At 65.2% G+C, this 26,155-nt stretch carries 27 protein-coding genes; 11 read left to right on the top strand and 16 right to left on the bottom strand.

Annotation, left to right across the window (positions count from 1 at the left end; genetic code table 11):
* Positions 1–8 precede the first annotated feature (8 nt).
* Entirely contained in the window at positions 9–479 is a 471-nt protein-coding gene (locus tag GYA94_RS18565) for a phosphate-starvation-inducible protein PsiE (protein ID WP_009681701.1), read from the top strand.
* A gap of 3 nt (positions 480–482) precedes the next feature.
* On the opposite strand, the gene GYA94_RS18560 is transcribed toward GYA94_RS18565, so the two are convergent.
* Entirely contained in the window at positions 483–773 is a 291-nt protein-coding gene (locus GYA94_RS18560; protein ID WP_009684480.1) for a DUF3509 domain-containing protein, read from the bottom strand.
* A gap of 141 nt (positions 774–914) precedes the next feature.
* On the opposite strand from GYA94_RS18560, the gene GYA94_RS18555 reads away from it, so the two are divergent.
* On the top strand, positions 915–2,870 hold the full coding sequence (locus GYA94_RS18555) for a pilus assembly protein TadG-related protein (protein ID WP_255326955.1): 1,956 nt from the start codon (positions 915–917) through the stop codon (positions 2,868–2,870).
* On the opposite strand, the gene GYA94_RS18550 is transcribed toward GYA94_RS18555, so the two are convergent.
* Together GYA94_RS18550 and GYA94_RS18545 are read right to left on the bottom strand one after the other, a co-directional pair.
* Positions 2,855–5,500, bottom strand: coding sequence for a PAS domain-containing sensor histidine kinase (locus GYA94_RS18550; RefSeq protein WP_161892854.1), 2,646 nt, complete (start codon positions 5,498–5,500; stop codon positions 2,855–2,857). The genes GYA94_RS18555 and GYA94_RS18550 overlap by 16 nt on opposite strands.
* Positions 5,497–5,940, bottom strand: a complete 444-nt coding sequence (locus GYA94_RS18545; RefSeq protein ID WP_161892853.1) for a TadE/TadG family type IV pilus assembly protein — start codon at positions 5,938–5,940, stop codon at positions 5,497–5,499. Before GYA94_RS18545 ends, GYA94_RS18550 begins: the two co-directional genes overlap by 4 nt.
* 75 nt (positions 5,941–6,015) lie before the next feature.
* Between GYA94_RS18545 and GYA94_RS18540 the strand changes: the two genes are divergently transcribed.
* Positions 6,016–6,438 (top strand): prepilin peptidase, encoded by a 423-nt coding sequence (locus GYA94_RS18540; protein WP_054913938.1) that lies wholly within the window; start codon positions 6,016–6,018, stop codon positions 6,436–6,438.
* A gap of 25 nt (positions 6,439–6,463) precedes the next feature.
* Here GYA94_RS18540 and GYA94_RS18535 read toward each other — a convergent pair whose 3' ends face one another.
* From GYA94_RS18535 to cpaB, 8 genes are read right to left on the bottom strand one after another with little or no spacing between them, the layout of a single operon-like run.
* Positions 6,464–6,727, bottom strand: coding sequence for a DUF3613 domain-containing protein (locus GYA94_RS18535; RefSeq protein WP_009685010.1), 264 nt, complete (start codon positions 6,725–6,727; stop codon positions 6,464–6,466).
* Positions 6,728–6,742: 15 nt separating this feature from the next.
* On the bottom strand, positions 6,743–7,444 hold the full coding sequence (locus tag GYA94_RS18530; protein ID WP_009685011.1) for a tetratricopeptide repeat protein: 702 nt from the start codon (positions 7,442–7,444) through the stop codon (positions 6,743–6,745).
* A 10-nt stretch (positions 7,445–7,454) separates the two neighbouring features.
* A complete protein-coding gene (locus GYA94_RS18525) occupies positions 7,455–8,342 on the bottom strand; it encodes a type II secretion system F family protein (RefSeq protein WP_161892852.1) in 888 nt (295 codons plus the stop codon).
* A 2-nt stretch (positions 8,343–8,344) separates the two neighbouring features.
* Positions 8,345–9,226: a type II secretion system F family protein gene (locus GYA94_RS18520; protein WP_161892851.1), complete on the bottom strand. Its 882-nt coding sequence runs from the start codon at positions 9,224–9,226 to the stop codon at positions 8,345–8,347.
* Positions 9,223–10,479 (bottom strand): TadA family conjugal transfer-associated ATPase, encoded by a 1,257-nt coding sequence (locus GYA94_RS18515; protein WP_054913295.1) that lies wholly within the window; start codon positions 10,477–10,479, stop codon positions 9,223–9,225. Before GYA94_RS18515 ends, GYA94_RS18520 begins: the two co-directional genes overlap by 4 nt.
* Positions 10,476–11,666: a CpaE/TadZ family protein gene (locus GYA94_RS18510; RefSeq protein ID WP_009685017.1), complete on the bottom strand. Its 1,191-nt coding sequence runs from the start codon at positions 11,664–11,666 to the stop codon at positions 10,476–10,478. The genes GYA94_RS18515 and GYA94_RS18510 overlap by 4 nt, the downstream gene beginning before the upstream one ends.
* Positions 11,663–12,901 carry a type II and III secretion system protein family protein gene (locus GYA94_RS18505; RefSeq protein WP_161892850.1) on the bottom strand — a complete coding sequence of 413 codons (1,239 nt, stop codon included), beginning with the start codon at positions 12,899–12,901 and terminating at the stop codon, positions 11,663–11,665. The genes GYA94_RS18510 and GYA94_RS18505 overlap by 4 nt, the downstream gene beginning before the upstream one ends.
* A gap of 18 nt (positions 12,902–12,919) precedes the next feature.
* Positions 12,920–13,873 carry a Flp pilus assembly protein CpaB gene (gene cpaB / locus GYA94_RS18500; protein ID WP_144189241.1) on the bottom strand — a complete coding sequence of 318 codons (954 nt, stop codon included), beginning with the start codon at positions 13,871–13,873 and terminating at the stop codon, positions 12,920–12,922.
* A 294-nt stretch (positions 13,874–14,167) separates the two neighbouring features.
* On the opposite strand from cpaB, the gene GYA94_RS18495 reads away from it, so the two are divergent.
* Positions 14,168–14,338: a Flp family type IVb pilin gene (locus GYA94_RS18495; RefSeq protein ID WP_029885790.1), complete on the top strand. Its 171-nt coding sequence runs from the start codon at positions 14,168–14,170 to the stop codon at positions 14,336–14,338.
* Positions 14,339–14,360: 22 nt separating this feature from the next.
* Positions 14,361–14,768, top strand: a complete 408-nt coding sequence (locus GYA94_RS18490) for a response regulator (protein WP_054905432.1) — start codon at positions 14,361–14,363, stop codon at positions 14,766–14,768.
* Between the two features lie 59 nt (positions 14,769–14,827).
* Here GYA94_RS18490 and GYA94_RS18485 read toward each other — a convergent pair whose 3' ends face one another.
* The 4 genes from GYA94_RS18485 to GYA94_RS18470 form a co-directional block, all read right to left on the bottom strand.
* Positions 14,828–15,175: an HPF/RaiA family ribosome-associated protein gene (locus GYA94_RS18485; RefSeq protein ID WP_161892849.1), complete on the bottom strand. Its 348-nt coding sequence runs from the start codon at positions 15,173–15,175 to the stop codon at positions 14,828–14,830.
* Between the two features lie 232 nt (positions 15,176–15,407).
* Complete coding sequence (fecA, locus tag GYA94_RS18480; RefSeq protein ID WP_161892848.1) at positions 15,408–17,729, bottom strand: TonB-dependent Fe(3+) dicitrate receptor FecA; 2,322 nt, start codon at positions 17,727–17,729, stop codon at positions 15,408–15,410.
* Between the two features lie 157 nt (positions 17,730–17,886).
* Positions 17,887–18,807 carry a FecR domain-containing protein gene (locus tag GYA94_RS18475; RefSeq protein ID WP_161892847.1) on the bottom strand — a complete coding sequence of 307 codons (921 nt, stop codon included), beginning with the start codon at positions 18,805–18,807 and terminating at the stop codon, positions 17,887–17,889.
* Complete coding sequence (locus GYA94_RS18470) at positions 18,804–19,349, bottom strand: sigma-70 family RNA polymerase sigma factor (RefSeq protein WP_236186235.1); 546 nt, start codon at positions 19,347–19,349, stop codon at positions 18,804–18,806. The genes GYA94_RS18475 and GYA94_RS18470 overlap by 4 nt, the downstream gene beginning before the upstream one ends.
* 159 nt (positions 19,350–19,508) lie before the next feature.
* Here GYA94_RS18470 and GYA94_RS18465 point away from each other — a divergent pair, with 159 nt between their 5' ends.
* From GYA94_RS18465 to GYA94_RS18440, 6 genes are all read left to right on the top strand, one after another.
* Positions 19,509–19,814, top strand: coding sequence for a DUF3649 domain-containing protein (locus GYA94_RS18465; protein WP_054913287.1), 306 nt, complete (start codon positions 19,509–19,511; stop codon positions 19,812–19,814).
* Positions 19,811–21,388, top strand: coding sequence for a PepSY-associated TM helix domain-containing protein (locus GYA94_RS18460; protein WP_054913286.1), 1,578 nt, complete (start codon positions 19,811–19,813; stop codon positions 21,386–21,388). Before GYA94_RS18465 ends, GYA94_RS18460 begins: the two co-directional genes overlap by 4 nt.
* Positions 21,388–21,714, top strand: a complete 327-nt coding sequence (locus GYA94_RS18455) for a DUF3325 domain-containing protein (RefSeq protein WP_161892846.1) — start codon at positions 21,388–21,390, stop codon at positions 21,712–21,714. The genes GYA94_RS18460 and GYA94_RS18455 overlap by 1 nt, the downstream gene beginning before the upstream one ends.
* 4 nt (positions 21,715–21,718) lie before the next feature.
* Positions 21,719–22,294: an RNA polymerase sigma factor gene (locus GYA94_RS18450; RefSeq protein WP_161892845.1), complete on the top strand. Its 576-nt coding sequence runs from the start codon at positions 21,719–21,721 to the stop codon at positions 22,292–22,294.
* A complete protein-coding gene (locus GYA94_RS18445; RefSeq protein WP_161892844.1) occupies positions 22,291–23,274 on the top strand; it encodes a FecR family protein in 984 nt (327 codons plus the stop codon). The genes GYA94_RS18450 and GYA94_RS18445 overlap by 4 nt, the downstream gene beginning before the upstream one ends.
* A gap of 169 nt (positions 23,275–23,443) precedes the next feature.
* Positions 23,444–25,834, top strand: coding sequence for a TonB-dependent siderophore receptor (locus GYA94_RS18440; protein ID WP_161892843.1), 2,391 nt, complete (start codon positions 23,444–23,446; stop codon positions 25,832–25,834).
* A 126-nt stretch (positions 25,835–25,960) separates the two neighbouring features.
* Here the strand turns inward: GYA94_RS18440 and GYA94_RS27930 are convergent.
* The coding region (locus GYA94_RS27930) for a hypothetical protein (protein ID WP_218031606.1) at positions 25,961–26,155 on the bottom strand (195 nt) is incomplete at its 5' end.

Here is a 26,155-nt window from a genome sequence, read left to right as displayed (position 1 = left end):
GAAACATCGTGAACATCAAATGGGCAGAAAAACTGCGCAAGGGCCTGCACGGCTCGGCCGACTCGCTGGGCAACCTGTGCGTCGAAGCCTTCCATTACCTTGCCCTGTTCGGCATCGGCGCCATCACCGCCTATGCGGCGGTGGTCACCTTCCTGGACATGCTCGGCAAGGGCGGGATCAGCGTCGATGACATCCTGCTGCTGTTCATCTACCTGGAGCTGGGGGCCATGGTCGGGATCTACTTCAAGACCAACCACATGCCCATCCGCTTCCTCTTGTACGTGGCAATCACCGCGCTCACCCGCCTGCTGATCGGCGATGTTTCGCACCACAAGGCGCCGGATGAAGGGCTGCTGTACCTGTGCGGGGGCATTCTGCTGCTGGCGTTCTCGATCCTGGTGGTGCGCTACGCCTCGTACCGCTACCCCTCGACCAAGGTGCTGGATGCCAACGGCAAGCAGGTGGAAGAGGGCAAGTAGCCCTCAATTGGCCAGGAACGCACGGGGCTCGTGACGGGCGTCGCGGGTCAGCGCAGCCAGCACCTGCAAGGGGTTCTGGCCCAGCTCGATGGCCAGGCCCAAGCGTATGCTGTCGATCACCCGCTGCAGGCGCACCGGGTCGTTGCGCTGGGCGCGGGTGATCAGGCGCTTGGCAACCACGCCAGCGTCATCGGAGAGGGTCAGCATGATGCTGCCGTCAAGGTTGGCAATGCTCAGGTTGACCCGGTATTCGGGGGCGAAAGCGGCGCTGATCTGCTCGAATGGATTGTTCATGCCAGAAGCCTGCAAAGGTGGACTGCAGAAATTGACCGGCCCGCACCCGGTTCGTTCAAGTAGGGCAATTGGCCATTAGCGCATCTACACTCCTTGCATCGCAGCCGCGACGCATGGCCAATGGCCGGCAAAGGAGTGCCCGTGCTTCCCTCATTCGCTGCCCGCCAGCGTGGCGCAATCGGCCTCATGGCCGTGGTTACCCTGGGCCTGGCGCTGTTGTTCATGCTGCTGGTGATCGACAGCGGCCGGTTGTACCTGGAGCAGCGCAAGCTGCAACGCATTGCCGACATGGCCGCGCTGGAGGCGGCCGGCCAGTATGCCGTTTGCACCGGCAGCGGGCCGCAGGCCACGGTGGTTGCCCGGGCGGCGGCCACCCGCAACGGCCATGCGCCCGGCAACCCGCTGGCGGCCAGCTGCGGCTACTTGCAGACCGGCGCCAACAGCCTGCGCACCTTCACCACGGACAACAACCGCACCGAGGCGATCCGGGTGGATGTGAGCAACACGGTCCCCACCAGCGTCGCGGCGGGGGTGTATAGCCTGGCACAGGGCACAGGGGTGCCGCTGACCACCAGCTTGCACGCCCATGCGGTGGCATCGTCGCCTGTTCCACCGCAGGCCATGCTGAGTATCCGAACCACCCTGGCCACCGTCGATTCGCGACAGTCGGTGTTGCTCAATGCCCTGCTTGGTGCCTTGGGCGGTAACGTGCAGCTTGATGTGGCCGGTTGGCAAGGCATTGCCAGCACCCAGCTCAACGTGCTGCGCTACCTGGACCAACTGGCCATCGACCTCAACCTCAAGGCCGGTGACTACCGGCAACTGCTCAGCGCCGATGCTACCGCTACGCAACTGCTGCAGGCGGCGGTGAAAGTACTGCAGCAGAGCGGCGCGGCCGCCAACGTGGTGACCAACCTGGGCAAGCTGGCACTGGGTGCCAGCAACAGCACCTTGCTGCAGCTGGGCGATTTGCTCGACATCCAGAACGGCACCACGCAGGCCGGGCTGGATGCCAGTATCCAGTTGCTGCAACTGGTGCAGGGCGTTATCCAGCTGGCGGTCAGTGAAAGTGCGGCAACGGTGGACTTGCCGGTCAGCGTGCTGGGGCTGGTCAATGGCCGGGTCCGCCTGAAAGTGATCGAGCCGCAGCAGATTTCTGCGGTGGGTGACCCGCGCACCGATGAATTGCGGGTACATACCGCGCAGGTGCGGGCGATGATTTCGCTCGACCTGCCGCTGCTCGACTCGGTGTTCGGCTTGCTCAACGCGGTACTCGACCTGGTCGGGCCGATCACCAATGTGCTCAACAACCTGCTGAGCCTGAACCTCGCCAGTACCTTGCAATCGGTATTGTGCCTGGTCGGCGTGCCGTGCACTGTCACCGATATCATCCTGGTCCCGGACAAGCTGTCGCTGGATATCGGCCTTGAGGTGGCGGAAGCGACCACGCGCCTCGACCCGCAAGCGCCAGGCACCTTCAGTTGTTCACCCAAGCGCCTTGTCACGCAGGCGCAAAGCTCGGCGGCCAAGGTTGCGGTGGGGCGTTTCGAGTCCAGCAATGCGTTCTTCATGAGCGGCACCACGGTGGTCAAAGCATTGCCATTGGTGGACATCGGTACCAAGCGGTGTACCCGGTTGCTGATACTGCCCGCCATCTGTGACGCCCGCATGCCCTTCACTGGAGGCGGGCTGGGCGTGCGCGTCAACAGCAAGGTCTTGGGCAGCGGGGCCCTCGACCGCCCACTGGTGTTCCAGGCGCCCGACAGCGTGCCGCCCAACATCGGCCTCAGCCCTGCGTACCAGAGCATGCAAACCGCCAACAGCACGGTCGTCGGCAGCCTGGCCGAGACCTTGCAGGGCATACAGCTGGAAGCCTACAAACCCACCGTGAACAGCGGCCTCGGCGATGTGCTGGTGCTGGTTGGCAACGTGCTCGGCACGGTCAAAGGTATCGTCGAGCCCTTGATCAGGAACCTGCTCAGCCCGCTGCTCGACCCCTTGCTCAACGTGCTGCTCAAGGCCCTGGGCATCGACCTGGTCAACGCCGAGGTCGGCGCCAACCTCACCTGTGCCAACCGCGCTCAGTTGGCCTTGTAGATCGGCAACCACACTTCGAAGCAGGCGCCTTCGTTGCGGTTGTGCACCGCCAGCCTGCCGCCCATGGCATCGACGATGCCGTGGCTCACCGACAAACCGAGCCCAGTGCCGACCCCTGCTGGCTTGGTGGTGAAGAACGGCTCGAAAATGCGCTCGAGCAGGCGCGGGTCGATACCGCCGGCGTTATCTTCCACCAGTAGGCACAACTGCCCGTGCTCGATGCGCTGGCCTACGCGGATGTGTGGGTGGGCAACGCGCCGTTCCAGCAAAGCGTCCCGCGCATTGACTACCAGGTTGATCAGCACCTGCTCAAGCTGGTCCTGATGGCCAAGCACGTGCGGGCACCGCTCGGGTGCCTCGATGGCCAGCGTTACGCCTTTGCCGCACAAACCCTCGGCCAGCAGCGCCTGCGCACCGAGCACCGCCACCCAGGCGGCGAACACCTGCTGTTCCACCTCGGACCGCCGCCCATGGGTGCGCAGATGCTCGACCAGGCGAATGGCGCGCTCCAGCTGGTTGTCGATGCGCTGCAGCTTGCCTGTGAGGTACGGAACATCGGCGGCACCGCTTTCCAGGCGTTTCAGCCCGTTGACCACCGCCAGGCGCATGGTGGTCAACGGCTGGTTGATTTCATGCACCAGCCCCGTTGCCAGTTCGCCCAAGGTGGCCATCTTGGCTGCCTGCAGCAGTTGCTGCTGGCTATGGCGCACTGCCGTGTTGTCGCGGGCAACTGCCTGGATCTCCACCAGTTGCCCGTGCTCATCGAACAGGCCACGCTCGGCCCACACCCACCAGGCGTTGCGGCGCCCCGGTAATTGCAGGCAGACCTCGGCACTGCTCAACGGCTGCTGCGGGCTCAGCGTGGCGAGGCGCTGCACGAACGCCGTGCGTTGGCTATCGCTCATCCACTGGCCCAGGTTCATTTCGCCGAGTTGCTGTGGCGGGCACTCCAGCAGCTCGGCCAGCGGCCGATTGCCGAACAGCAATTGCAGCGCAGGCGTGTACCGGCAGATCAGCGCGGGCGAGTCTTCCACCAGCGCCCGGTAGCGCTCTTCGCTCTGGCGCACGCGTTCGGCAGCCTCGGTGGCCTCGCTGACATCCAGCCACAGGCCCACGACCTCGACCGGTTGCCCCAGGTCGTCACGTAGCAGGCGGGCCTCGTCCAGTATCCAGTGATAGCCGCCGCGCTCATCACGCAAGCGGTAGCGGCTGCGAACCTGGCCGTCGCGCAGTAGCGTGCGCGTACGTTCCAGCCATAGCGTGCGGTCGTCCGGGTGCACCGCCTGGCCGGGTTGCTGGGCCAATTCGCCGTCTTTGGGCCAGCCCAGTAGCGGGGTCAGGCTGGCGCTGAAAAAGTCACTGTGCAGCGCCCCGTCGGCGTAGCGCTGGATGTAGATCACCGCTGGCGAGCTGGCGATCAGGTTTTCCAGCCGTGCGCGGGCCGCCCCGGCCTGTAGCTCCTGGGCTTTCAAGGCGCTGATATCGAGCACGAAGCCCTGAACCTGGCGCCCGCGCAACTGGCCGACCCACTGCAGCCAGCGTGGGCCCGCCAGGTCGTCGGCGGGCAACAGGCGCAGGTTCAGGTTCAACGCGATGCCGTCGCGCAGTTGCGCCAGCGCCATGCGTGCAGCTTCGCGGTCGGCCGGGTGCAAACGGCCGAACCATTGTTCGCAGCTGGCATCGCGCGGCAGGCCCAGGCGTGATGCCAGGGCCGGGTCGAATGCCAGTGGCCCCTGCAAGGGCCATGACCACCAGCCAGCGCCCAGTTGCTGCTGCAGTTCATCCAGGTGGCAGGCGCGCTGCTGCAGCTGCTGCTGGCGCAGGCGGCTGAGCAGCGGTTCGACCAGCGCGGGCAGCAGGGTAGCCTGCGCTTGGGGTGTGGGTGGCCTTGGTGCCCCGGCACACAGTAACCAGGCCTGAACACAGTGGCCGTGCTGGTAGGGCAGGGCGACCAGCGGCAGGCCGGCAGCCGACGAGTGCAGCAGCGGGTGCTCGGCCGTCAGCTGCCGAGCGGCGGCTGGCAACGTATGCAGCCAGGCACGCAGGCGCTCGTCGTCTGCCCAGGGCCAAACGGCATCGCTGCTGGCGTAGCTGTACCAGCCGCTGTCACCTGGCAGCAGCAGGCGCAGGGCTCCCGCCTGCCAGTGCTCGGCCAAGTGTTGCAGTTGAGCGGTTGTGGTCGGCAGCAGGTGCTGTTCGTCGCAGTCACGCATGGCCCGGCCAAGCGCCAAGGCCAGGTGGTGCTGCGCCAGGTCATGGGCGTGTTTTTCGCGCTCACCCAGCAGGTCGCCGATATCGAACACCTGCAGCAGCCACCCGTCAGCCTGGCGCAGGAGCCAGCCGCGCGTATGCAGGGCAGTGCCGTGCACGGTCACGAAGTCCAGGTCCAGCGGCTGCCCCTGCCAGTCCGCCGGGGCGCCTTCGAGTACCAGCCAGCTATGCCGTTGCAGGTAGTCATGCACCCGCGCGGCGTGGTGCGGGCTTGCCGGCAACAGCGTGCGCAGCGGCCCGGCCAGGCGCAGCACGTGGCCTTGATCATCCAGCCACAATTGCAACCCGGTGGCTGGAGAGTGCTGTTCTGCCGGCAGCGGGGCCTGGCCGCCGAGCCAGCGCTCGAACAGGCCGTTCACAGTTGCAGGCTCGCTTCGGCACGCAGCCGGTCGGGTAGGCGCGGTACCTCGCCAATCAACGGCAGCACCAGCATGGGCAGCACATGGGTGAGTTTTGCCTTGGGATAATCGATGGCTACCGTCAGCAGCTTGTCGGTGCCCAAGGTGACCTGTGCGTCGCTGGCCGGCTGGAAGTCGAAGGCAGCAGGCAGCCACTGCAACTGCTGGCTGATGACCTGGCGGGCCAGGTTCTGCACATCGTTGGTGTAGCTGGGGCTGCCCGGGTCCAGCGCCACGCAGCGGCGCACCGCCTCGGCGCTGGCCTGGTTGAACGATTGCAGCATGAGCATGGGCAGGGAGTAGCTGACAAGGCCGTAGAACACGGCGAAGAAGATCATGAACACCGCCGCGAACTCGATGGCTGCCGCACCGTGCTGCCGTTTTGCCGGGCCTGCTTTCATGATTGCGTCTACCCTGACCATGTGTCCTGAACAACAGCATAGAACCGATCGACGAACAGGGATGGCCAATTGCCCATGCACAGCCTTGCATTGCTGGTGTGGCTAGCGCTGTGCGCCGGGCAGGATGCCCGCGAACGGCAGATAGCCAATGTACTGACGCTGGGTGCCGCAACCCTTGCGCTGGCCTGGTTGCTGGCCACAGGGCGCAGTTGGCTCGGTGCCCAGGGCAGTGATGCGGCGCTGGCGTTGTTCATCGTGCTGCTGCTCACGCTGCCGGGCTACGCGCTGGGGCAGTTCGGGGCCGGTGACGTCAAGCTGCTCGGTGCGTTGGCGCTGGCCAGCAGCGTTGCTCACGTGCTGGTCACTTTCATTGCTGCGGGGGTGGTGCTGGTGGCCTGGCAACTGGTTCGCCGAGGTGCGCGACAGCCGCGGCAAAAAAGGCCGTTCGCGCCCTGTCTGCTGGCAGGCTTTGCCGTCTCACTGGCCTGCCTGGGCTGAGCGTTGACGACACGGCAAGCCCCCGCTAATTGTTGCGCTCGGTCATCTTGGTCCAGCGGTAGAAGTCGGGGATCTCGTACTTGTAGGTATCCAGCCAGCGCTGCATGGACTGGTCGCGTTCCCGCGCCGTTTGTACCTGCAGGTGGCGCGAGGCCTGTGCGCCGCTGGACTGCACACGCAGCAGCCGCTCGGTGGCCGTTTCATCCTGAGGGCTCGGGCGCGGGTATTGCTCGGCGTGCAGCGCCGCGCTACCCATGCAGCAGGCCAGCACCATCATGTACCTGATCATGTTCACCTCCCAGTTTCAATTGACCATCGGCTGCGATGCCTGGGCCGAGGCGACCGGGCCTCGGCCACCGGCCTTGATCTGCCCGGCCCGCGCCTTGGCCGCGGCAAACTGCCGGGGCTCAAGCTGCAAGCGGCCGACCAGGTCGGTCGCCTGCTGCCAGTTGTCCTGGAGCAGCGCCAAGGTCACCAGGTTGATCGCAGGCAGGGGGTTGTCGTCTTTCAGCTCGATGGCCGTCAGCAACTCGAAGCGAGCCTGCTCGTAACGCCCCAGGTTCATCAGGACCACGCCCAGGTCATTGCGTACGCGTTCATCGGTAGGCGCCAGGCGTACAGCACGCTGCAGGTTCTGCAAGGCCTGGATGTCGTCGCCACGTGCCGCGGCCAGTTGGCCCAGGCCATGCTCGCCTTCGGCAGCCAGGCAGCCGCCCAGCAGGCTGCGGTACAAGGGTTCGGCCTCGCCAAGGCCAAGCAGCCGGGACACTTTGGCCTTGCGCAGGCGCACCTGGTCGAGGGTGTCCGGCAGTTGCTGCAGGTGCGCAAGGCTGGCATGCGGGCGGCCGTCATTGAGCATTTCGTCCGCCAGGTTCAGGGCCAGTTGCTGGTCGGCGTCCGGCTTGCTGCAACCGGAGGCGGTGAACAACGAGCGCAGGTCTTGCGGCTGTTGCCCGGCGCAGCCGCTCAGCAACACCAGGCATGCGCACAACACGACTGTCTTCATCCCGCTTTCCTCAGGGGCTCAACGCCCGCGCCAATGCAGAGAAGCCTGGCCCGGCAAGCACGATCAGCAGGGCCGGGAACAGGAATACCATCATTACCGCCGACATTTTTGCCGACATCATCGACACCCGCTCTTGCAGGCGAGTCAGGCGGCGGTCATCGAGCAAGGCTTTCAGGGCCAGCAACGACTTCATTGCGCCGCTGCCTTGGGCCAGCAACTGGCGCAGGATCACGCAGGTGTCGGTGAATTCGTCCACCGCCAGTACCTGTGCGGCCTTGTCCAGCTCCGGGCCCAGCCCCAGCCCCGAATCCACCCGCTGCAGTATCTGGCGCAGTTCTTCGCTGATGTTCGGAATCAGCGTTCGCCCTTCCTGGCTCAGCAGGCGCAGTGCCTGCTCGACCGCCAGCCCGGTTTCGAACAGGATTCGCAGCATGGGGATCATCAGGCCAACCTCTGCGGCAATGCGCTGCTGGCGCCGGGCGGCAGCCAGGGCCAGCAGGCGCTTGGGCAGCAGGTAAGCGGCGCCCAAGGCACACAATGGCCAGACCACCCAATGGGCGGCGGCAGCGCCTTTGAAGCCTTGCTGCAACAGCAGGGTCAGTACCACCGCCAGCAGTGGCAGGCCCAGTTGCAAGGCGGCGAACAGCGCGCGCTGGCGGCTGCGACGCCAGCCGATGCGCTCGAGCAGGGCCTGGCTTTCACCGTCGAACTTCTGCAGCCGCTGCCCCCAGGGGCTACTGCCCAGCCAGTGCAGCCAGCCCTCCAGGCGCTCGGCACGGGCCAGGCGCCCCTGTAGCCTTCGCGCCACCAGCACCCGGGCCCGCCATTGGCGAATGGCCTGCTGGGCAAACAGGCCGGCGGCGATCAGCAGGCACAGGGCGCAGATCAGCATGGCCATGTTCACAAGCTCCTCATCATGCGCCACAACACCAGGCAGCCGAGTACCTGCAAGGCGAAGGCCAGCAACAGCATCAGTTGGCCGCTGCTGTCACGCCACATGGCCAGCAGGTAGTGGGGGTTGGCCAGCAGGAAGTAACCGACCATCGCCAGTGGCAACGCCCCGAGAATGATGGCCGTGATGCGCGTTTCGCCGGTCATGGCCTTGAGCTGGCGGGCGCCTTGCTCGCGCTCGCGGATCAGCTTGATGAGGTTCTCCATCAGTTCGCTGGCGTTGCCGCCATGGCGCTGGTTGATGCGCAAGCCCAGGGCGAACAGCCGCAATTCGTCTTGCTGGTGCAACTCGGCCAGTTCGGTCATGGCGTCCTCCAGCGGCACGCCCAGTTGCACATTGCGCCGGACCCTCGCCAGCGTAGTGCGCAATGGCTCGCGGCTGCTGTCGATAGCGCCCAGTACCGCATCATTGAGCGTGCGCCCGGCCTTGAGGCTGCGCACGCTGTAGTCCAGCAGGCCGGGCAGTTGCTCGACGACGTGCCGCATGTGCCGGCGGCTCTGCCAGCTGATGAGCAGGTAGGCAATGGCCGGCAGACCGGTCAGCAGCATCAGCGCAGCGACCCAGCCAAGCGCGACCAGCGCCAACAGCGCCAGCCCCAGCCAGGCCAGCAGCCAGCGCTGGGGGTGCAGCTCGACAGTCGTCAAGCCGGCGCGTTGTAGCAGCGGGTCGAGCCAACTGCGCCGTGCCGCACCGTTGCGCACAATGCTGAACGCGCGCCCGAGGCGTTGCAGGATGCGCTCTTCGTGCCGCTTGTACAGGCCGCGGCGCAACAGCAGCAGGGCCAGGCCCAGCAACAGCGGGCACAGCGCCAGCAGCAGCGGGCCGGTCACAGCAGGCCCTCTGCCTTGAGCTTGCTGCCGGCCGGGTGGAGCGCCTCGCGCAGGAAGCTGTCACCGCCCCGGCGGTCCAGGCGGAACAAGGTGTTGGTGACGTACACCTCATCGCGCACGCCAACCACCTCCAGCACTTCGCTGACGCAGCGTCGGCCATCGGGCAGGCGGGTCAGCTGGATCACCACATCCAGCGCTGCACAGACCATTTGCCGCAAGGTCTTTTCGGCAACTTGCCTGCCACTCAGGCCGACCAGTGTCTCCAGGCGCAAGAGTGCGTCCGGTGCGCTGTTGGCGTGCACGGTACTCATCGAGCCATCATGGCCCGTGTTCATCGCGGTCAGCACATCGAGCACTTCGCTGCCGCGGATTTCGCCGAGGATAATGCGGTCCGGGCGCATGCGCAGGGCGTTGCGGATCAGCTCGCTGGCCTTGATCTCACCGTGCCCTTCGGCATTGGGCGGGCGGGTTTCCAGGCGCACCACGTGGGGGTGGTGCAGTTGCAGTTCGGCAACGTCTTCGATGGTGACCAGGCGCTCGCGAGGGGCGATCATCTGGCTGAGGATGTTCAGCAGGGTGGTCTTGCCGGTGCCGGTGCCGCCGCTGACCAGAATGTTGCAGCGCTTGCCCACGGCGCGTTCGAAAAAGTCGAAGATCGGCTGGTCGATAGCGCGGGTGGCCAGCAGGTCGGCACTCTTGAGCATGTCCTGGCGGAATTTGCGGATCGACAGGCACGGGCCGTCCAGCGCCACGGGCGGAATGATCGCATTGACCCGGCTGCCGTCGGGCATGCGGGCGTCGACCATGGGCGAGGACTCGTCCAGGCGTCGCCCGAGCGGGGCGAGGATGCGTTGCATCACCCGCTCTACATGGTGGGCGTCGATGAACCGCAGGTCGGTCTGCTGCAACAGGCCGGCCCGCTCGACGAACACCCGATGGGGGCCATTGACCAGAATTTCGGTGACGCTGGGGTCACGCAGCAATACTTCCAGCGGGCCGAAGCCGGTCAACTCGTCCACCAGCTCTTCGGCCAGCCGCTCCATTTCATACCGCGACAGCGCCAGGCGCAGGCGCGCAACGTAGTCACCAACCTGCTCCAGCACGAACTGGGTCAGCGCCGGCCGTGCGCCCTCCAGCAGGTTGCGGCCGCTGTCCTCGATGGCATCGATGGCAAAGCGGTGCAGTGCGCGCTTGAGCGCGTAGGGGTCGCCCGCGGCCGGTTGCGGGCCACCAAACGGTTGATCGTTGTTCATTTGCTGCCCCAAAGCCGGCGCAGCCAGGTGACGGCCGGCGGTGCGAGGTTTTCCGAGCGCCGGGCCAGGCGTTCGCCCAGGCTGCGCAAGGCTTGTGTAAGCTGCTCACGGGGGGCCAGTTCGAACAGGCTCAGGCCCTGGTTTTTCACGTTCAGGCGCACTTCAGGGCTATAGGGCAGGGCCCTGAGCAAAGGCAGCGCGTAGCGTTTGGCCAGGGTGTCGGCGTCGGGGGCCACGTTGCTCAGGTAGCGGTCCACCAACAGGCTGGCGTGTTCCAGCTTGATGCCGTGATCACGCCACAGGTCGAGCACCTCCAGGTTGCGCCGGCACTCGAGAATGTTCTGGTCGGTGTAGATGATCAGTTTGTCGCAGTGGCTGACCAACGTGCGCAGGGCCTCGCTGTCGGCATGCCCGGCGAGGTTGACGATGATGTGCTGGAAGTGCTGGCGCAGGGCGCTGAGCAGCATGTACAACTCGGCAGCGCTGGTGTGTTGCAGTGGCTCATCGGTTTCGGCATAGGTCAGCAGGCGCAGGCCTGTGTTGTCGCGGGTGAATGCGCTGTCGATCAGTGTGGTGTCGAGGCGGCGCAGGTGGCGCAGGGCGTCACCGAAGTAGAACGATGCCTCCAGGCCCAGCAGCGCCAGGCTGTCGCCACGCGGCAGGCCCAGGTCCAGCAGCAGGGTTTGCTGGCCGCTCTGCTGCACCACACGGGCAAGGTGGGTAGTAAGCAATGCGCCGTCGGCACCGCTTTGCACCCCGAACAGCACCGTCAGCCCGCCCAGGCTGGGGTTGCTGGCGACCGCCGGCATGCGTTTGCCCAGGCGCCGCACCAGCCCGGCCACTTCGCTGGCGCGCGAGCCATAGGCGACGAAGTCGCGGGCGCCAGCGCGCATGGCATGCAGCACCAACTGGTTATCCAGGCCATCGCCGAGGGCGACGATCGCCAGCATTGGCTTGGCCTCCAGCACGCCCTCGATCAAGGCGCACTGGTTGATCAGTTGCTCGCGGTCCAGGCCGATGAACATCAGGTTGCTGAAGGTGGCATTGACCAGGGCCAGCAGCTCGTCGAGGCTGCCACCGTTGGCGCCGATCACCTGGCCTTGCGGAGCCAAGGCGCCCTGCAGCCAGTGCAGGTCCTCTTCGGTGCGGGTGATGGCGAGGAAGGTCGGGTTCAGGCTCTCGTTCATTGCGACAGCCCGCCCTTGCCATCGAAGTTGCCGTTCTCCAGGAAGAACAGGCGGCCCCAGCTGGGGTCGTAGTTGCGCAGGTGCTCGCCCGGCAAGGGCGGCAGCTTTGCATTGACCGCCAAGGGTTGCACCAGGTGCGGGGTAACGATCATCAGCAGTTCGGTTTCGTCGCGGCGCATGGTCGAATTGCGGAAGAACGCCCCCAGTATCGGCAGGCTGCCCAGGCCGGGTAGCCGGTCTACCGCTGAACGGGTGTTGTTGCTGACCAGGCCGCTGATGATGAAGCTTTCGCCATCGGCCAGGGCGATGCTGGTGTCGGTGCGCCGTACAGTCAGCCCCGGGACCTGAGTACCGGCGATGGTCACCACGTTGCTGTAGTCCAGCTCGCTGACTTCGGGGGCAACCTTGAGGGTGATCCGGCCTTGGCTGATGACCGTCGGGGTCAGTGCCAGGCGCACGCCGAACTCCTTGTACTCGATCGAGACGTTGTCACTGCCGGCACTGGGCACCGGGATCGGAATTTCGCCACCGGCCAGGAAGCTGGCTGTCTGGCCACTGAGCACGGTCAGGCTCGGGCGCGCCAGGGTGTAGGCGAAACCGCTGTTCTCCAAGGCATTGATCATGGCCAGGAAGCGGCTGCTGCCACCGCCCCAGACGATGTTGAAAACGGTGTCATCAAGGGGGATCGCGGGATTCACGACAGGAACAGAACCGGGCGTTACGCTGGTATTGGGCACGGTACCAGGCGAGCCAATCAGGCTATTGTTCGACCCCTTGAAAAACAGCCGTGCCCCTGCCTCCTTGTATTTGCTGCGGCGCACTTCGACAAACCGGATATCGGCTTGCACCTGGCTGGGCAGTTGCGTGTCCTGCGACGGCAGGAAGCTGTCCTGGGCCATATCGGCGCTGGCCCGCCCGCGGACGAACACCATCGCCTTGTGCGGTGACGGCGTGCAGGCTGTCCACATCATCAGGCTGGTATTACCCTGGCCCACCGCGGTAATCACCACACCGCGCTCACCGCTGGCCTGGACATCGGCCACCTTCGGCTCGCCGACCGCAACCCGCTCGATCGCCACCGGCAAGCGCAGTTCCTGCTGCAGGCCCTGGTCGATCTCGATGATCGCAGGCAGTTGGCCGAACGCTTCGCAGCCTTTGGGTGCCGCCTGCGCCTGGGGCAACAGCGCGGCCAGCAGCCCGGTCCAACATGCTTGTCTGAAGAAGGAACTTCGCATCACTGCATCCTTGCCGGTTCAGGGGTTGTTGGCGCTTGCTTCAGCCGTGGCACCACGGATGATGTGCATGGCGGGCGCGGCGTGGCTGGGCGCCGGGCTCGCCACACTGGCCACCGGCGCCTGGGCCAGCTGGCTGAAGCGGTAGAGCGCGCGGTTGGCGGCCTCCACCTGCGGTATCGCATCGGCCTCGCTCCAGTACCGCGCCAGGCGCTGTTCATCGGCACTGCGCACCGCCAGGCGCAAGGTGCCGGCCTGGGCGGCCAGCATCAAGCGGCTGGCCATGGCCTCGGGCACGGCCACTGCCACCGTGCGGGTGCCTGCGCCGTTGCCCAGGCCGCTCTGGTCGCGGCGGGCCTTTTGCTCATCGGCGCTCTGTGCCGGGCGGCCATCGTTGGCCAACCCCGTTTGCTCGCCGACGCTCAGCACACGCAGGGCCGGCAGTACCACCTGGGCCGAGGCTTGCGGGTTGTTGGGCTCTTCGCGCAGGAACAGCAGCACGTCAACGTAGTCACCCGGGCGCAGTTGGCCAGCGGCACCGACCACTTCATCCACGCCCAGTGCCACCGCCCGCTCGTGCGCGCGGATCATCCGTGCCAGCGGCCCGCCGGCCTGAAAGCTGGCTTCTTCCAGCCAGGTGCCTGCCGCCAGGGGCCGGGCGCTGCTGCGGCCGATCACCTGGGCGACCTGTTGATAAGCACCGGCTGGGGCGACCTGCAGGCGCTCAACCAGCACATCGTCTTCAGTGAGTGGGGTATTGGCTGGCACGGACTTGCGCAGCACGACCACAGCCGTGCGCGGCACTTCCACTGGCGCGCTGGGCGCTGGCGCTGTGGCCACGCTCGGCGGTGTAACGGTAGGCGCGGGGGCAATGGGGGCGACCGGCGGGCGGCTGAGCACCACGCCCCAGTAGCCTGCCAACAGCGCCGCCAGCAAGAAAAACGCGGCCAGGAATAGGGTCAAGCGGCTGCTCATCTCGGCCTCCCTGCACGCGTTGGATGATGGCGAAAAGTCACTATTTCGCTATAGCAAGTTAGCGCAGCCATCGCCATTTGCCATGAGCCCGGGGAGTTTTTTTCAGGGTGCCGAGCAGGTCGCGTGAAAACAAAGAGTTAGCGAGTGGCGGGTGGTTAACCTAGGCGGGCTAATACTTTCTGATTAACCCTTTAATACATTTGCAGTTCGCACCGGCTTGGCAATTCTTTGATGGCAGATCGGTGTCATTTTGATACCACCGCCGCCGGCATCCATGCCGCAAGGAGCTGAAGCATGAAACTGTTCATTCTGCACTGCATGAATTTCCTGCATCGCAAGGACGGTGCATCCGGTATCGAATACGCCGTCATCGCAACCATGGTTGCAGTGGTGCTGGCGGCTTTCGTCGGGGATATTTCCACGGCCGTGAACACAACATTCACGACCATCAAAAATGCGCTTTGAGGCCTGAAAGGGAGCCAGCGGCATGCAGAACGCTTGCGCGCGTCAGCAGATCCTCCTGGTGGATGACGAGCAGGACGTTCTGCTGGAATTGGCGGAGCTGCTCGAAAACGAAGGCTTCGCCTGCCTGACCGCCACCTCGGTGAAGGCGGCCTTGCACCAGCTGACCTGTCATCCGGACGTAGCCTTGGTGATCACTGATGTGCGCATGCCGGGCGAAAGTGGCATCGGCTTGATCAAGCGCCTGCGCGAGCATACCGCCCGCCTGCATTTGCCGGTGATCGTCATGTCGGCACAAGCCGACCTGGATGACGTCAGCGAACTGGTGCAATTGCAGGTACTGGACTTCTTCCGCAAGCCGATCTACCAGGCCCGTTTGCTGGAAACCCTGGACAACCTGTTCCCCGTATCACGCTTGCGCGTCGTCAATTGAATTGACCCGGGCGGGAACGAAAACGCCCGGCACTTGGCCGGGCGTTTCGGTTGTTGCGATCAGGCGTCGGGGTCACTCAGCTCCAGGGTGCCGCGCTTGCTGCGCAGCTTGCCGTAGAAGTGCTCCAGCGCGTGGTTCAGCTTGGTGGCGGCACCATCCACTGCTTGGTCCAGCGAGGCGGCAGTGTGGGTCACGGAAATCGGTTGGTGGCCTTTGGGGCGAGCCTCCATCTGGCAGCGTTTGTCATGCGGTCCGGGCTTGGCGCCATTTTCGTCGCGCAGGTGCACCTCGATGCGGGTGAGGTCGTCCTCGTAACGTTCAAGTGAGCTTTCCAGTGTACTGCGGACCCACTGGTCGAGCCGGGCGTTGCCTTCGAAATGGTTGCTGCTGTTGACCTGGATTTGCATGATTCAATCCTTATTCAGCTTGCTCGCATGGAGGCGCGGCCAGGTCCTTGAGACCGTTGGAAATTCTGCGCCTCTTGACTTTAAGGTCAGGCAACCGCGGGATGAATTCAAGCCCTTTCGGAAAATAAATTTCTTGTTGCATATGCGCTGTTGCACAGCCCGTCGCCCTGTAGCCGGTTCCCCATTGCGCCTTCCGGCCGGCGATGGCTGCACAACGGCAGTTTGCATTCGCTCAGAATGCTACTGAGGTCTGCACATACAAGGTCCGCGGCTCACCCACATACTTGCCCTTGTTGTTGTCATCGTAAGAGCGCGTGTAGTACTGGCGGTTGAACAGGTTCTTTACCCCAACCGCCACCTTCAGGTTCGACAGTTGCGGGCCAAAGTCGTAGCCGGCGCGGGTGCTGACCAGCATGTAGCCCGGGATGCGCCCGGTGCTGCCGTCGGCGCTTTCAGTGCTGGTGTTGGCATTGTCGGCGTACTGGCTGCTCTGGAAGCTGCCGTCCAGGGTCAACTGCCATGGCCCTTGGGTATAGCCCACGCCCAGGTTGCCCTTGTGCCGCGACGAGAACGGCACTTGGTTGCCCTTGTTCGGGCCGTCCTCGCGAATGGTGGCATCGACGAACGCATAGCTGGCGTGCACGTCGACACCCGCCAGCGCCGGGCTCAGCCCGTCCAGTGCGTAGCGAATACTGGTTTCGATGCCCTGATGGCGGGTTTCGCCGCGGGCTATCACCGAGTCATTGGTCTGGTTGCTTTCGTACTGGTTGTCGAAGTTGATCAGGAACGCGCCGATCTCGGCCTGCAAGTCACCGTTGTCGTAGCGAGTACCCACTTCCCAGGTGCGGGCCTTTTCCGGTTTCACTTCGCCGCTGCTAACCCGGTTGGGCATCTGGCTGTACTGCACGCTGCCGAACGAACCTTCGGTGTTGGCGTACAGATTCCAGCTTTCGGTCAGGTGGTACATCACGTTCAGCGCTGGCAGTGCGGTGTTGTAGCTGCCCTGGTAGCGTTGGCCGTTGAGCGTGTTGCTTTGCTCGGAGTCGATCATCTCGTAGCGCACGCCCGGGGTAATGGTCCAGCGGCCGATATCGATGCGGTCATCCAGGTAGATCGCGTGGGCTTCGGTGCTGCCACGGGTATCGCGGTCGTTGCGGCTGGCAGTGGTCGGCAGGCTGCCATCGAGCGGTTCCCGGAAGCGCAGCTCGTGGCCGGCTTCATTGATGTAGCGGTAGCCGATGCCCAGCTCATGCCAGCTGTCGCCAAGGGCCAGGCCTTGCGAGAAGCGCGTCTCGATACCGCGTACCCAGTACTCGCGCGGCGACAGCGAGACGAAGCTGCCCTGGTCCAGGTAGCCGCTGCGCAGCGTCTTGGTGAAAAAGCTGTTGACGCTGAACTGGCGGTCATCCTGCTTGTAGTCATAGCCAAAGTTGAACAAGGTGCGCCGGCCCCAGAACTTGTCTTTCAATCGCGTCGACTGGTACGGGTCGGCGTCGAAATCGGCGGTGCTCAGGCCGCCGGGCATCTGGGCCTCGCCTTCGTAGTACTGAGCCATGGCGTGCAGGCTGTGGGCTTCGTCCAGTTGCAGCTTGCCCTTGAGGATCAGGTCGTCGATCTGCGTGTCGCTGTGCTCGCGCCAGTCGCCGCCACGGCTGCCGGAATACAGCAGCGCACCGCCCAGGCCGTTGTCGTTGGTACCGCCGACCAGCAGGTTGGCGCTGTTCTTGAAACCGTCGTGGCTGGAGGAGGGGCTGATCTGGTTCTGCATGGCGGCCTTGAACGTGGCTTGCTCGGGGATCGCCCGGGTCACGAAGTTGACAATGCCGCCAACGTTCTGTGGCCCATAACGCACTGCGCCACCGCCGCGAACCACGTCCACTGCGTCCATGTTGCCCATGCTCAAGGGTGCCAGTGACAGTTGCGGCTGGCCATACGGTGCGAAGGGCACCGGGATGCCATCCATCAGCACGGTCGAGCGCGAGGCCAGGCGCGGGTTGAGGCCACGTATGCCGAAGTTCAGCGCCAGGTCATGGCTGCCGGTACCGTTGTTGTCGGGCGCGTTTACCCCAGGCATGCGGTTGAGCACTTCGCGGGCGGTGGTGGCGCCGTTGCGCTCGAATGCTTCGCGGCGCACTACGTCGCGAGCGCCGGGGTGTTCGAACACATTGTCCTGTTGCGCTTCGGCCAACCAGTCGCCAACCACGGTGGATGCACCCAGTTCGACCGCTGCGCCAGTCGCCTGGCTGACGGGCTGCAGGCTGAAGGCGTTGTCGGTTTCCTGCCGTGCTTGCAGGCCGCTGCCGCGCAGCAGTGCGTCCAGGCCATGGGGCGCGTCGTACTGGCCATCCAGGCCTTGGGTAGTCATGCCTTGGGTCAGTTGCGAACCGAACGAGATCAGCGCGCCGCTTTCACGGCCAAACTGGTTGAGGGCGTCTTCAAGCGAGCCAGCAGCGATGTGATAGCTACGCGTTTCCGCCTGGGCGGCAGGTATGGCCACGACAAGGGTGGTGTTGAGCAGCAGGGCGTGGATAAGTGGGCTGGGGCGCAGAGGCATGGGTCGGGTCCTGAGAGAGGGGGTCTACCCTGTCTGTCACGCGAGCTCGGGAAAATGGCTCAGGTCAGGTGAAATTTTTTCGCGGGGCGCTCGACGTGATGGGTGCACCGGCTGTGCTATCCAGCGTCGCCCCGCGCAGCCCTCGGCTAGCCAAGGCTCACCCCACATCCACCGTCACCCAGTAGCGGGTGAACCGCCGCACGTGCACCGGCAGCGCTACCTCGAGCATCTGCAGGATGCGCTCGCTGTCATCCAGCGGATACGACCCGGAAATGCGCAGGTCGGCAACCCGCTCGCTGCAACCCAATCGCCCATGGCGATAGCGGCCAAGCTCGGCGAGGAAGTCGGCCAGGCGCATCTGCGAAACCACCAGCATGCCGTCAACCCAGGCACCCACATTGGGGTCCAGTGCGGTCCTGGCATGCCAGGCGCCGTTGAAGCGTGCCTGTTGCCCCGCCAGCAGTGGCTGTGCCCCTGCACTGGCGGCGCCCTCGAATACCGACACCAGGCTGTAACCGTCGTACTGGCGCACGTTCAAGCGCCCGCTGTGCAAGCGCAGGGCCCCTTCAGCGGTGGTCAACAGCAACGGCCGTTCATCGCTGGCCACCTGCAGCGCCAGTTCACCTTCGAACAGGTGCACCCACCGTTGCCGGCTGTCGAACCGCACGTCGGCAGCACTGAGGGTGTTCAGCTGCAGCACGCTGCCATCGCCCAGTTGCATACGCCTGCGCTGACCGACCGGGCTTCGATATTCGGCCATCAGCGCCGGTAATGGGTTGTGCTGTTGCAGGCCAAGCCCGGTGGCACTGGCCACGCCTGCCAGCAACAATGCCTTGAGCGCCCGCCGCCGGGCCGGGGACGGTGGGGCTTGCAAGGTGGCGTGCACCACCGGCGATGAAACCCCGCGCAAACGTTGGTTGACTTGCTGAATATGCGCCCAGGCCCGCTGATGCTCCTGGTTGGCCTGCAACCAGCGGTGTAACGCCCGTTGTTGCGCCAAGCCAAAATCATCGCCCTGCGACTCGATCAGCCAGTGCACCGCTTGCTCCGCTACCTGTGGGGAAAACGCGGCGTTCACAGGGCGAAGTAGCAGCGCATGGCCGCCTTGTTCAGGTAGCGTTTGACCGTTGCCAGCGAAATGCCCAGCTCGCGGGCGATTTCGCCCTGGCCCAGGCCATCCACCTGGGCCAGCAGGAAGGTACGCCTGACCAGCGGTGGCAGGCCATCCATCAGGCGGTCGAGCTCAAGCAGGGTCTCGAAGATGAGTGCCTTGTCTTCTTCGCTCGGGGCAACCTGTTCCGGCACATGGGCCAGGGCCTGGAGGTAGGCGCGTTCAAGTTCCTGGCGGCGGAAGTGGTTGCACAGCACCCGTTTGGCCACGGTGGCGAGGAATGCCCGTGGTTCGACCAACTGTGGCGCCTCACGTGCCTGTAGCAGGCGCAGGTAGGTATCCTGCGCCAGGTCTGCGGCACTCTGCGGGCAGCCCAGGCGCCGGCGTAACCAGCTGGTGAGCCAGTTGTGATGCGCGTGGTACAGGCCTTCGACGGTGGAGGAGAGCGTGCTGGGCACCGTGATACTCCGGCGCAGTTCAGCGCAACTGGTAGTAATAATTGTTCGCATTATAAGCAGTGGCTGATTTCTCGGCAATGTCCTCTGCCCGGTCGCCCGCAAGCCAGCCGCCACAGGGGGGCGCAGGGGCAGGCAATCTGTCGCCAAGGCTTTGCTTGTGAGAATTGAAATCATTAGTATTGCAGCCCCGAACACGCCCGGACCTTCGCCATGACGCGCAAAACCGCCGGCCTTCCGCTCAGCTACCGCCTGGCCGTGGCCTCACGCAGCCTGGCTGCGCTGCTGGGCGGCTACCTGCTGGCGTCTGCGGCCAGCGTCTGCATCGCCGTGGTGGCACCGTTGCCCAAGGTCGACGCCACGCTGATCGGCCTGATGCTCTCGTTCGTTTTCTACCTGCTGGCGTTCATCTGGTGCTTCGCCTGCCGCAGTGCCTGGCGCGCGTGGCTGGGCGTGTTGGCGCCAAGCCTGCTGCTGGGCGTGATCAGTGGCATTGCCTACTGGATGAAAACCTCATGAAAGACGGCTTCCGCCAGGCCATGGCCTGGTTGCATACCTGGACCGGCCTGATCTTCGGCTGGCTGTTGTTCGCCATTTTCCTTACCGGCACGCTGTCGTATTTCAAGGAAGAGATCAGCCACTGGTCGCAGCCTGAGGTGCGCAGCCATGCACTGGACCCGGCCCATAGCCTGGCCCTGGCACAGCGTTACCTGCAGGACAATGCCGGGCATTCGGGCACCTGGTTCATCCGCTTGCCCAACGCCCGCGAAGCGGGCTTGAGCGTGGGCTATCGCGACCCCAACGGCGGGCCGCGCGGCTTTGTCAGCAAGACCCTCGATACTCAGACCGGGCAACCGGTAGAGGCACGCGACAGCCGCGGCGGCGAGTTCTTCTACCGGTTCCACTTCCAGCTGCAGATGCCGTACCCCTATGGCCGCTGGCTGTCGACCTTCTGCGCCTTCATTATGCTGCTGGGGCTGGTCACCGGCATCATTACCCACAAGAAGCTCTTCAAGGAGTTCTTCACCTTCCGCCCCGGCAAGGGCCAGCGCTCATGGCTGGATGGGCACAACGCGATCGGCGTGCTGGTGCTGCCGTTCCACCTGATGATCAGCTACAGCAGCCTGGTGCTGTTCATGTACATGGTGATGCCGGCGGGGATCATGGCCAGCTATGGCAATGACACCGGCAAGTACTTCAATGACCTGTTCGGGCGCAACGATGCACCCAAGGCGGCCCAGGTGGCTACGCCGCTGGTCGCGCTGCCCAGCCTGTATGCCAAGGTGCAGGCGCTGCAACCCGAGGCACGCATTGGCACCATTCAGGTGCAGAACCCGGGTGACCGCAATGCCCGTGTCACCTTCACCCAATCGGCGGCCGACCATGTGGCCTACCGGCGTAGCGCCAACTGGACGTTCGATGGCGCCAGCGGCACGCTGCTGAGCCAGGGCAAGCCGGAGAGCGGGGCCATGATGACGTCGTTCAGCTTTGCCGGCCTGCACATGGGCAACTTTGCCGGGCCCTGGCTGCGCTGGTTGTATTTCTGCTTTGGCATTGCCGGTACTGCGGTGATTGGCACAGGGCTGGTGATGTGGCTGGGCAAGCGCCAGCTCAAACATGCCCAGCGCGCGCACATGCCCGGCGAGCTGCGCCTGGTCGAGGTGCTCAATATCGCCAGCATGAGCGGCCTGCTGCTGGCAGTGGCGGGCTTCTTCTGGGCCAACCGGCTGATCCCGGCCGCTGCCGCCGGCCGTGCCGATTGGGAGGTGAATGTCTTCTTCATCGTCTGGGGCCTGTCCCTGGCCCACGCCGTACTGCGCAGTGGGCGCCGGGCCTGGGGCGAGCAGCTGGCGCTGGGCGCATTGGCCTTCGCCTTGCTGCCGCTGCTCAATGGGCTGACCACCGACCGTGGCCTGAACCATTCGCTGGCGGCAGGTGACTGGGCCATGGCAGGCCTGGACCTGACCGCGCTGGGTACTGGGCTGTTCCTGGCCTGGCTGGCCGGCAAGATGCTGCGCAGCCCCGCGCCGCTGGCCAAACGCGCGCCGCGGGCGGCAGACAAGCCGCGCGCCGAAGCGGCGCAGGCACGCTGATGCTGGGGAACGCATTGCTCGCCTACGCAGGCTTCGTTGCCTTGTGCCTGGCCATGGACAAACATTTTACCGGCCTGCTCGGGCGCAAGCCGCACCCAGGCCAACTGCGCCTGTTGCGCGTGGCGGGCTGGTCGTTGCTGGTGCTGTCGCTGGTGTTCAGTGTGCACCTGCGTGGCTGGGCCCATGGCCTGGTGGAGTGGGCGGCGGTGATGATGGCGGCGGTCACCGTGTGGGTCTTCGCCCTGCCATACCAGCCGCGGCTGTTGCTGGGCCTGGCTGCCGGCAGTGTGCTGCTGGGCCCGGTGCTGGCCGTTTGGGCGGTGTGACAGCATGAGCGAGCAGGGCGATACCTTCGGGCCGGATGCCGACAGCGCAGGCGGGCGTGCGCGTTTTGTCCAGGTGTTCCAGGCCCAGCGTGCACGCATGGAGGCACTGGTCAGCCGGCGCGTGGGCTGCCGCGCCACGGCGTCGGACCTGGTCCAGGAGTTGTTCCTGCGCTTCTGGCGTCGCCCCGAGGTGAAAGTCGAGGCGCTGGATACTTACCTGCTGCGCTGTGCCGGCAACCTGGCCATCGACCACCTGCGCAGTGAGGGCAGCCGCGAACGCATTGCCGAAGCCGCGCTGGCGGTGGACGAGGCGAGCATGGCGCATGCGCCGGAGCAGGCCGTGGAAGTGGACCATGACCTGCAGCGTATCGAGGCTGCCTTGCGCGCCTTGCCCGAGCGCACCCGGCAGATCTTCCTGCTCAACCGCATTCACGGCTGCAAGTACGGCGAGATCGCCAAGGCCATGCAGCTGTCCCAGAGCGCGGTGGAAAAGCATATGATGCGCGCACTGGAAGCGTGCAAGGCAAGTGTTGCCGAGCCCGCGTCCACCCCGCGCCGGCCTGGGAGAGCCTGCCGATGAGTTCTGTACCGCCGATCACCGAGGCGCAGGCGCAGGCCGCTTTGCGCTGGCTCAGCCGCATCAGCGAGCAACCTGCAGTGGCCCAGGGGGCCTCGTTCAAGCGCTGGCTGCTGGCCGAGCCAGGGCACCGCGCCGCGTACGAACAGGCCCAGGCGCTGTGGCGCAACAGTGGTGTGGCGGCGTCGCGGCTGGCTGCCGAAGAGCATGCCAGCCTGCAGCCCTACCTGGCCGCCATGGCTCGCCCGGCTGCCAGGCGCCCCGGCCGCGCGCGCCTGGCAGCAATCGGGCTGGCGGCCTGCCTGGTGCTGGCCATTGGGGTCGCCGGGGGCTGGCACCCAGGCTACTGGCTGCAGGACCTGCAGGCCGACTACAGCAGTGCCGGGCAGATTCGCCAGGTTACCCTGCAGGACAACTCGCAGGTGACCCTGGATGCGGGCAGTGCAATTGCGGTCGATTTTGCCCATGGCAAGCGTCGCGTGCGCTTGCTGCATGGCGCGGCGTTCTTCCAGGTCACGCATACCGGCGAGCCCTTCCTGGTCGAGGCCAACGGCGGTGAAGTGCGGGTACTCGGTACCCAGTTCGAGGTGCGTGAGCAGGGGGAGGGCACGCAGGTCACGGTGCGCAGCGGGCGGGTGGCGGTGAGCCCGGCCGCGGGGGCTGCGGCCAGGGAGCTGACGGCCAACCAGCAGGTGAGCTACGGCGCCGGCCGGGCCGGCGCAACCCTGGCGGTGGACAGCGACAACCGCCTGGCCTGGCGCCAGGGCTGGCTGAATTACTACCAGGTGCCGTTGGCGCAGGTGGTCGAGGACCTGGGGCGCTACTACCCAGGGCGGATCCTGTTGCTGGATGAGGAACTCGGGCAGCGTAAGGTCAGTGGCAGTTTCCCCTTGGCCGAGCCGCTGCTGGCACTGGATTCGCTGGGCAAGGTGATGGGCTTTTCACGGCAGACCGTGCTGGGCCGTTTGACGCTGATCCGCTAGCCCCTGTATCGGCCGCCGTTGGCGCCTGCCGTGGAAGCGGGTTTGCCCGCGAACCGGCAGCACCGGGAAAATATTTTCAAAAGCGCATGAGGTAACCGACCGTGGCATCCGTGTAATGAGTGGAAGTGCGATTCATTCGTACTTATATTCCTCTCACAGGTCAGCGTCCATGAAGTTCTCCCCGCGTTGCGTCCCCCTCTGGTTCGGCCTTGCCATGCTCCCGACCGTTGCCGTGGCTCCCCACGCCAGCGCTGCCGAGCAACAGCAGGCCTACGCCTTCGCCCAGCTGGCGCAACCGCTGGCCCAGGCCCTCAGCGCCTTCAGCCGTACAACGGGCCAAAGCGTGGTCTACACCGTAGCCTTGCCCGGGGTGCAGGCGCCGGCGCTGACCGGCACCTACAGTGCCGAACAGGCGCTGCAACAGCTGCTGGCAAGCAGCGGGCTGACCTGGCGGCGCCTGGACGCGCGGACCCTCACCCTGGACGCGCTGGATACTACCGGGGCCCTCAACCTGCAGGCCACCACGGTGACCTCGCTACGGGACGACTACAGCTACCAACCCCCAGCCACGGCGTCGATCATGCGCGGCCAGGGCGCCAACCAGGACATTCCCCAGGCGATCAACGTGGTCCCGGCGCAGGTCATCCGTGACCAGGCGCCGCGCAACCTTGACGATGCCCTGGCCAACGTCAGCGGCATTACCCAGGGCAACAACTTCGGCGGCACCTCCGACACGGTGATGAAGCGCGGCTTCGGCGACAACCGCGACGGCTCGATCATGCGCGATGGCATGCCCATCGTGCAGGGCCGCAGCCTCAATGCCAGCACCGAACGGGTCGAAGTGCTGAAGGGGCCGGCCTCGCTGCTGTACGGTATCCAGGACCCGGGCGGGGTCATCAACGTGGTCAGCAAGCGCCCCCAACTCGAGCAGTACAATGCCCTGAACCTGCGGGGCTCCACCTACGGCAGCGGCAAGAATGGCAGCGGCGGGGGCTTCGACAGCACCGGCGCGCTGGGCAACAGCAACTTTGCCTACCGCATGATCGTCGACTACGAAGACGAGGATTACTGGCGCAACTTCGGGGTGCATCGTGAATCGCTGGTCGCGCCGTCGCTGGCCTGGCTGGGCGAAGACACCCAGGTCGTGCTGGCCTACGAGCACCGCGAGTTTCTCTCGCCGTTCGATCGGGGCACGGCCTTTGGCAGCAATGGCCACCCGCTGGACATTCCCGCCACCCGGCGCCTGGACGAGCCCTTCAACGACATGGAAGGGCGCTCGGACCTGTACCGTCTGGAGGTCGACCACCAGTTGGCCGATGACTGGAAGCTGCACGTTGGCTACAGCTTCAACCGTGAGACCTACGACGCCAGCCAGGTTCGCGTCACGGGGGTGAACGAAGCCAATGGCACCCTGGCCCGCAGTATCGATGGCACCCACGGCGCCATGAGCCGTGACCAGTTCGCAACCTTGAGCCTGGCCGGCACCGTGCAATTGGCCGGCATGCAGCATGACTTGCTGCTGGGCGCCGACCATGAAGACCGCAAGGTCTACCGCGCTGACCTGATCCGGCAAGCCGCGCGGTCCAGCTTCAGCTACGTGAACCCGGTGTACGGGCAGGAAGTGGAAGGCACCACCGTGCGTGCCAGCGACAGTGACCAGACCGACAAGCTGCGCACCGATGCGCTGTTCCTGCAGGACGCGCTGCACCTGGACGATCACTGGATCCTGGTGGCCGGTGCACGCTTCCAGCAGTACGACCAGTACGCCGGCCGCGGTCGCCCGTTCACGGCCAACACCGATACCAACGGCCAGACCTGGGTGCCGCATGCCGGTATCGTCTACAAGGTCGATGAGCAACTGTCGTTCTATGGCAGCTACAGCGAATCGTTCAAGCCCAACTCCAGCATCGCGCCGCTCACCGGGGGGGTGGTACTGGACTCGTCGGTGGCGCCGGAAGAGGGCAAGTCGTGGGAGCTGGGCGCCAAGCTCGACATGCCAGGCAGCCTGACTGGTACCTTGGCGCTGTTCGACATCACCAAGCGCAACGTGCTGGTGGCCAATTTCGACACGCGCACCGGCGATACGCTTTACAGCAATGCGGGTGAAGTCAATTCACGCGGGGTCGAGCTGGACCTGACCGGCCAGCTCAGCGAGCGTTGGAGCCTGATCGGCAGCTATGCCTTCACCGATGCCAAGGTCACCAAGGACCCTGACCTCAAGGGCAACCGCCTGCAGAACGTGGCCAAGCACAGCGGCTCGCTGTCGGCGGTGTACGACTACGGCAGCCTGTTCGGCGGCGACCGCCTGCGCTTTGGTGCCGGGGCACGGTATGTGGGTGAGCGCAGCGGCAACGCGACCAACACCTTCGACTTGCCGTCCTACACCGTGGCTGACGCATTTGCGACCTACGAGACCAAGCTCGATGAGCACAAGGTGTTGTTGCAACTGAACGTGAAGAACCTGTTCGACAAGGTGTACTACAGCTCGGCGGTGAACCAGTACTTTGTGGCGATTGGGGATGCGCGGCAGGTGAGCCTGTCCAGTACCTTTGAGTTTTAGGGAGCAGGGGCCGCTTCGCGGCCCATCGCAGGCAAGCCAGCTCCCACAGGTACTGCATGGAGCCCGGGCCTGATGCGATCCCTGTGGGAGATTCTATGGTTCCTGGCAAGGGTAGCCGGAGCATCTTCAGCGCCTGTGAGATCGAGCGCCGCCCGCGCGGCGCAATCGCGAGCTGCGCTCGCTCCTACGTTTGTTTCGGGCCAGTAACGCCTGTGACAGGCGCGCGCGGCCGCCTTGTTTGTACGGCGCGATATTGAGGCATGCACCAAGGCGTTCGCGCGCGAATCCCACAGGAATAATTGGCCCGAAACAAACGTAGAA

The organism is Pseudomonas juntendi, assembly GCF_009932375.1.
Lineage (GTDB): Bacteria > Pseudomonadota > Gammaproteobacteria > Pseudomonadales > Pseudomonadaceae > Aquipseudomonas > Aquipseudomonas juntendi.
The sequence above is the reverse complement of the archived record's forward strand: the minus strand, read 5'-3'. Positions and strand labels throughout refer to the sequence as shown.